Origin of the sequence: Microcoleus sp. B9-D4 (assembly GCF_036705105.1) — a bacterium.
GTDB lineage: Bacteria > Cyanobacteriota > Cyanobacteriia > Cyanobacteriales > Microcoleaceae > Microcoleus.
In genome coordinates, this window is record NZ_JAUBTS010000039.1 from 59,247 (window position 1) to 66,427 (window position 7,181).

Genomic DNA, 7,181 nt, shown 5'->3' on the forward strand with positions numbered 1-7,181 from the left:
GCAACGGTGCTCGCAGGATTTTCCTAAAAGACTGTATGCACCGATGCGTCGCTGTGAGACTATCGATATTATTTAGGAGCTTGATAGCGACGCACCCTACAGCTATTCTCTCTCTGTGTCCTCTGTGTCCTCTGCGGTTAAATCATTCCGATGCAATGAAATATATCGATATTATTATTTAGCAGCTTTGATAGCGACGCACCCAGAGCTAATTTTGGATAAATTTTGAGAATTAGTATGATCTGTTTATTAGTAAAAAAGTATCGGACGAGATAGCTATAAAATGAGAATTCTGCTGGCGGAAGACGAACCCGATTTGGGTGCGATCGTGCAACGCACCTTGAGCCGCGAAAAGTACCTGGTGGATTGGGTGCAGGATGGCACAACTGCTTGGAACTATCTGCAAGACCAATGGATCGAGTACACGGTTGCAATTTTTGACTGGTTGCTGCCGGAAATCTCTGGCGTCGAACTATGCCAACGCTTGCGCCAGCAGAATAATCCTTTACCCGTTTTGATGTTGACGGCAAAAGATCGCACGGAAGATATGGTGGCAGGGCTAGATGCGGGTGCTGATGACTATCTGATGAAACCGTTTATTAAAGCAGAATTGTTAGCCCGGTTGCGGGCTCTTCAGCGACGGGGACGGAGTTTGTCGCCAGAAAACTCACCCCATTTCAATCCTGCCCAACTTGAGGTGGGGCGATTGCTGCTTGACTATACTAAATCCATCATCTGCACTACGGATGACGAAGGACAGCTAAGGGTGATTCCTCTGACGGCTAATGAGTTTCGGTTACTGGAATATTTCATGCAGCATCCGAACCAAATCCTCACGCGCGATCGACTTTTGACTCGGCTGTGGGATGTTGATACTGACCCGATGAGCAATGTAGTTGCTGCTAGAATTCGTCTGTTGCGCCGCAAGCTGGCAGATTATGGCTGCGACGGGATGATTGAAACGGTTCATGGATTCGGGTATCGCTTGAGCAAGTAATATGCACTCCAACAAGCTATTTAACCGCACGCGCTGGCAACTTGCGGGTTGGTATGCGATCGTCCTGGGGTTGTTGTTAGGTATATGCGGTGTTGCAGTCTATCAGGTTGTGTTTCACACGCAGCGATACATTCTCCAGCAAAAACTACAGTCCTTAGCCGGAACGCTGCATGACACTATCGAACCACAATTACAACAACCGGGACAGCTTTCATCCAGCTTGAAAACTATTTTGCCCGGTTTGTGTCTGTGGAATGAAAACTGTTACTCTTCAGGCAATGACGGGGCGCGACATACTGCTAGGGTGTTTCAGCAGGAGGGATATTATCTCCGCTTTTTAGACCAATCTGGGGAAATATTAGCAAAGGTTGGAGAGCAGCCGGATGTATTAGAAAACTTTGCACCAAAAGAGTTTTGGCAAATTCTGCATCTTTCTAATGGCGATCGCTTTTATCAAATTTCTCTATTACTGAGAACAAACAGCGGTTTGCCTTGGGGTTATATGCAAATTGGGCGATCGCTCAAAGAATGGGATGCTTATCTGAACACTTTGCGATTGTTGCTCTTTTTAGGCTTACCCTTGGTCATGCTGCTAGTGGGAGGAGCGAGTTGGTGGTTATCTGGATTAGCGATGCGACCAATTTATCAGTCCTATCGCCAGATGCAACAATTCACCTCCGATGCCGCTCATGAATTGCGAACGCCTCTGGCTGTCATTCAGGCTACTGTTGAGGATACTCGTCTGGCTGAAGATTTACCGGAGGTTAGTCAAAACCTCGATATTATCGAACGACAAAACATCCGCCTTTCTAGGTTAGTGAAAGATTTATTGTTTATTTGTAGACTTGAGCAACAACAGATTCCGACTCAATTGCAGCATTGCTGTTTCCACTATCTGATTGGCGATTTAGTAGAAGAACTTGCAGGTTTAGCAATCGTGGCTGAGGTGGAATTGAAGTTAGAAATTCGTGCTTCGCGAGCCGTTGTAATTCTTGGGGATGAAGCCCAACTTTACCGAATGGTAACAAATTTAATTATCAACGCTATTAACTACACTCCCCCAGGAGGGCTAATCATTGCCATCCTCGATTGCACCGACAAGGAAGCCATAATTCAAGTTCAAGATACAGGTGTTGGTATCAACCCAGCCGAACAAACGCGAATTTTTGATCGTTTCTACCGAGTGCAGAGCGATCGTTCTAGAGCCACGGGTGGTGCTGGATTAGGGCTATCGATTGCAAGTGCGATCGCAGTGGCTCATCAAGGCAGCATTCAAGTCCAGAGTGAGTTAGGAAAAGGCAGTACATTTACAATCCGTCTACCACTCAAATGAGAACAATATTACTGCGATCGCGTCAAGATTGCCTTTGCAAGGGGAACCGCAGAATATCAATCTGTGGGTTAACTCGATCGCAAGTGCGATCGAGCAGAATAAAATTAATGGTGTATTGGTAATGCTGGAAAATAACAGCCGGGAAAACCCAGGAGAAAATTGGGGTTCAGCCAGAGGGGAGAATTTCTGAAGCGGTTAATTCTTTGGTTCGTCAGAGAGAATTTACAGGGGTAGCGACATCTGCCCGTTTTTTGATTGGAGATACTGGTATACTACGATCGACAGTTAGTTATTTAATAATTTGTAGTCATGGTAAATATATCAAGCATCTCCAACATAGCCCCTGAAGAGGAAAATGACTTTCTGGAAGAGATTGATAACCTTGACAGGCAATTACACGATCGCTTTCAAGACAAGTTTGTAGTCCAGCCCTCGCTTACCAGACTTTTGGTTAGTTTTCAGGCCAACAAAACTAGACCCATTTATAGGTGGTACAAGTATAAGGAAGCTTTCTCCGCTTCTCTGGTAGAGTTCTTATTCCAAAAATATCAAGTCATTCAAGGCAAGATTTTCGATCCTTTTACAGGTAGTGGAACTGCTCTATTTGCTGCTAGCGACTTGGGAATAGATGGTGAGGGGATTGAATTATTACCTATTGGTCAACATATAATTAATACCAAAATTATTTTAGACAATGCCTTCACTATTGATGATTTTCAGCGACTAAAGACATGGTTTAATTTGCAAATATGGAAACAATTTGAAAACCCAGTCAGTTTGCCAGAATTGAGAATCACTAAAGGGGCTTACTCCGAAGAAACTAAAATACAAATTGAGCAATATCTTGGAGCTTGTTATCAAGAAAATACCAAGGTTCAATCAGTTTTAGTCTTGACTTTACTGTGTGTTTTAGAATCCGTAAGCTATACACGCAAAGATGGACAGTATCTTCGTTGGGATTACCGTTCGGGTCATGGCACGTCAAAGAAGTCCTTCAATAAAGGTGAGGTTCTGGAGTTCAGTCAAGCTATTACCAAAAAATTTAATGAACTTGTTAACGACTTAGAACCTCCTACACAACAACTTGAGCTTTTTCAAACTCAGAATAATCAACAAGGCAAAATTAATTTGCATCAAGGTTCTTGTCTGAAGATAATGCCCGATTTGCCGGACTCTACCTACGATGCAATCATCACATCTCCACCCTACTGCAATCGATATGACTATACTCGCACCTATGCACTAGAGCTAGCTTTACTAGGAATTTCTGAAAAGGAATTAATTAATCTGCGTCAGGAAATGCTAAGTTGTACGGTTGAGAATCACCCCAAAGATTTATTGGCTATTAATCAGGATTGGGAAGTAGCTTTAAGTATTGCTAATTCGCAAACTCTCTTGCAGGCTATCTTAAGATATTTGGACACCCAAAAGTCACTGGGTATATTGAACAACAATGGTATACCAAGAATGGTAAGAGGATATTTCTATGAAATGGCTTGCGTAATACAAGAAAGCTTTCGTATCCTTAAATCCGGGGCATTTTTGTTTATGGTTAATGACAATGTGCGCTACGCAGGTATAAGCATTTCAGTGGACATGATTCTTTCTGATTTCGCTGAAAAACTCGGCTTTATTACGGAAAATATTCTCGTCTTACCAGGTGATAAGGGGAATAGTAGTCAACAGATGGGAAACTATGGACGTGTTCCTTTGAGGAAGTGCGTTTATGTATGGAAAAAACAATAACTGGATACCTATGTGTGCTTATCGTAACCACCTTCAATCCAGTGACGATCTTGTCACAACATCTGAAGACACTCGTGCGGGTTTTGTGGCACTTGCCCTTGAAAAAAATCGACGCGCTACCCCTTACCTCGCCCAAGCAAGAGCACTTCAAGAAGCTGCGGGTCAAGCTGCGAGTCCTGCTGATTTGTTAAATGTTAAGGGCATTGAAATGGGATTGTTGACTGCTGCAGGATTATCTGACAAGTCTCTTGCTCATTTGATGCCAAAGGATAAGATTGAAGCGATAAATGGTCTAATCAGGAATTTTCTTGAGCCAGCAGGCACAAATTTTGTGGAGGAATTGGTGTTTAGATTTCTACTGACTCGTGGTGACACGCTTGGTGGCTCAATGCGTAATGTTGGCGGAGTATTGGCACAAAGAAAACTAACTCGTGCTATCCTCTCGACTCTCACAATTGCTAGTAAGAGATATTATTGGCAAGACTCAAAGACAAAAAAGTGGATAGCCATGACAAATGATGACACAGAAATTGAGTTGTCTTTACGTGGGATAAGTTGGGAGAGCGAGCTAGGTAATCGCACATTGATTTATAACCTAACTGTTCCACTCGTCAGGAGCAATGTGGATTTATGTTTATTTAATCTTGCCCCGACGGAGTTGGTAGCTAATAAATCCAGCGCAATTGAGCCATCTATCGTGGCACCCTATGTTATTGCATTGGGCGAACTTAAAGGCGGAATCGATCCTGCAGGTGCAGATGAGCATTGGAAAACGGCACAAGCGGCACTAAATCGCATACGCGAAGCATTTTCCACAGTTGGACACTCACCTCTGACTTTCTTTGTGGGTTCGGCAGTTGCAAGAAGGATGGCGGGTGAAATCTGGCATCAACTGGAAAACCGGACTCTCAGTAATGCTGCAAATCTGAATCAGGAGAATCAAGTTGCATCTATTTCTCGTTGGTTATGTAATTTATAAAAGCAACAACCGTTTTGACTCCGTGTCGGTTTTACCATCCTCCCTCGCCCCCCTCTTGTGCCACAGCCATGTTCGCTGTCTCGAAAAACCCTGGTTTAATCAGCTTTCTTCCCATCCTGCCAAACTTCCCGCTAAATTAAAGAAGTAAAAAAATCACTCACGTCCTACCCAGGAGATGCCATGCCTCGCGTCAGAGCACCAGAATTCCCCGGAAACTACCCCTGGCTGAATACCGAAAAACCTTTATCCATTGAAGCCTTAAAAGGGCGCGTCGTCCTCCTCGACTTCTGGACATACTGCTGCATCAACTGCTTGCACGTCCTGCCCGACTTAAAATACCTCGAACAAAAATATAAAGATTCCCTTACGGTTATTGGGGTTCACTCGGCTAAATTTGAAAACGAAAAAGAAGTAGAAAACATCCGCCAAGCTATCCTCCGCTACGATATCGAACATCCTGTAATCGTTGACAGCGGCATGAAAGTTTGGCAAAGCTACGCGGTTCGCGCTTGGCCAACTTTAATGGTGATCGATCCTGAAAGTTATGTCGTCGGCTTTGTTTCGGGCGAAGGCAATAGAGAAGCACTTGACGAGTTAGTTGGCAAGTTAATTGCTGAATACAAAGACAAAAATGCACTTAACTTTAAACAACTGCGTTTTACCTTAGAAAAACAGCGCAAACCTGTATCAACACCGCTGGCTTTTCCCGGTAAAGTGCTGGCATTTGCGATCGCTGCAACGGAGGCAAAACATCTTCACCAACAGGTCGCGCTTTTGGGCGAAATGACTCAGGAAAATGAATCTCTAGATGAAACTGTATTGCCAGGACCTGCTAATTCAGTCATACAAAACTTAGTCGGTTCTTGCTTATTTATTGCCGATTCCGGCCACAATAGGATTGTTGTCAGCACCCTCGAAGGTGAGGTGCTGCACGTTATCGGTAGTGGCAAACCGGGTTTAGCTGATGGGGACTTTGAAGAGGCTGAGTTTTATGCACCTCAAGGTATGGCTTTTGATGCAGAAAGTCAAATTCTATATGTTGCTGATACGGAAAATCATGCTCTCAGAAAGATTGATTTTACGACTCAACGGGTGGAAACTGTTGCTGGTACGGGCGAACAAAGTCACGAAATTGCACCCCGTAGCGGCAAGGGTTTAGAAACGCAATTGAATTCGCCTTGGGATTTAGAAAGGGTTGGAAATAGACTTTTTATTGCAATGGCGGGTTCCCATCAAATTTGGGAAATGCAGTTAGACACAGGCACGATCGCCACTTATGCGGGTATTGGCAGAGAATCCTGTGTTGACGGAAGTCTTGCAGAATCTGCTTTTTCTCAGCCCAGCGGCCTGTCTACGGATCGATCGGAGTTGTTTGTTGCTGACAGCGAAATTAGTTCGATTCGCGCTGTGGGTATTGATGAAGACCCGAAGGTGCGTACAGTCTGCGGTAGCGGTGAATTGTTTGGTTTTGGGGATAAAGATGGTCGCGGTGATGAGGTAAGGTTGCAGCACTGTTTGGGTGTTGAATACGCTCAAAATTACCTCTGGGTGGCTGATACTTACAATCACAAAATTAAGCGGATCGACCACCGGGGCGGTACGTGCAGAACAATGATTGGAGATGGTACAGCAGGTTTGGTTGATGCTAAAGGTCTCAAGGCTCGATTTTTTGAACCTTCTGGGTTGAGTGCGATCGGGCCTCATTTGTTTGTTGCTGATACGAACAATCATGTAATTCGGAGAGTTGAGTTGGATACGCTGGAAGTCACAACTTTGGATTTCCCCAGTTTGTGCGCTCCAGAGGTTTGTTTTCCTGATTAAGTCGATCGACTTTTTTGACTTCAGGCACGGTTCTCAATTCTCGTGATTGCCAGATTGATTGTGCTAAAGTAGGGTGCTCTTCGGCGCACCTTACCACCATTTTCAAGCCAAGTAAGTTACCCTAATTATTCGCGGTGAGTGCAGTGCCTCACCCGCAATTCACTTCTGGATGCAGAACTTCTATATTTAGGGTGTACGACCCAAGAACACCTAACCGATATAAGGAATTAGGACTTACGCATTGACAAAATAACTAAACAGTGCATTGATAAATAATTGTGGTCTACTTTCTAGGTATCGGACAA

6 protein-coding genes are annotated in these 7,181 nt (G+C 44.1%); all 6 read left to right on the top strand.

Annotated features, from left to right (window positions below; translation table 11 throughout):
* Nucleotides 1-283 precede the first annotated feature (283 nt).
* The 6 genes from rppA (at nucleotide 284) to QUB24_RS21540 (ending at nucleotide 6,876) form a co-directional block, all read left to right on the top strand.
* Nucleotides 284-997, top strand: a complete 714-nt coding sequence (gene rppA, locus QUB24_RS21515) for a two-component system response regulator RppA (RefSeq protein ID WP_333155293.1) — start codon at nucleotides 284-286, stop codon at nucleotides 995-997.
* A 1-nt stretch (nucleotide 998) separates the two neighbouring features.
* On the top strand, nucleotides 999-2,330 hold the full coding sequence (gene rppB / locus QUB24_RS21520; RefSeq protein ID WP_333155295.1) for a two-component system sensor histidine kinase RppB: 1,332 nt from the start codon (nucleotides 999-1,001) through the stop codon (nucleotides 2,328-2,330).
* A 28-nt stretch (nucleotides 2,331-2,358) separates the two neighbouring features.
* Complete coding sequence (locus QUB24_RS21525) at nucleotides 2,359-2,520, top strand: hypothetical protein (RefSeq protein ID WP_333155297.1); 162 nt, start codon at nucleotides 2,359-2,361, stop codon at nucleotides 2,518-2,520.
* 119 nt (nucleotides 2,521-2,639) lie between these two features.
* Nucleotides 2,640-4,076 (top strand): site-specific DNA-methyltransferase, encoded by a 1,437-nt coding sequence (locus tag QUB24_RS21530; RefSeq protein WP_333155298.1) that lies wholly within the window; start codon nucleotides 2,640-2,642, stop codon nucleotides 4,074-4,076.
* A complete protein-coding gene (locus QUB24_RS21535) occupies nucleotides 4,057-5,055 on the top strand; it encodes a type II restriction endonuclease (protein WP_333155300.1) in 999 nt (332 codons plus the stop codon). Before QUB24_RS21530 ends, QUB24_RS21535 begins: the two co-directional genes overlap by 20 nt.
* Before the next feature lie 180 nt (nucleotides 5,056-5,235).
* Nucleotides 5,236-6,876 (top strand): thioredoxin-like domain-containing protein, encoded by a 1,641-nt coding sequence (locus QUB24_RS21540; protein ID WP_333155301.1) that lies wholly within the window; start codon nucleotides 5,236-5,238, stop codon nucleotides 6,874-6,876.
* Nucleotides 6,877-7,181 lie beyond the last annotated feature (305 nt).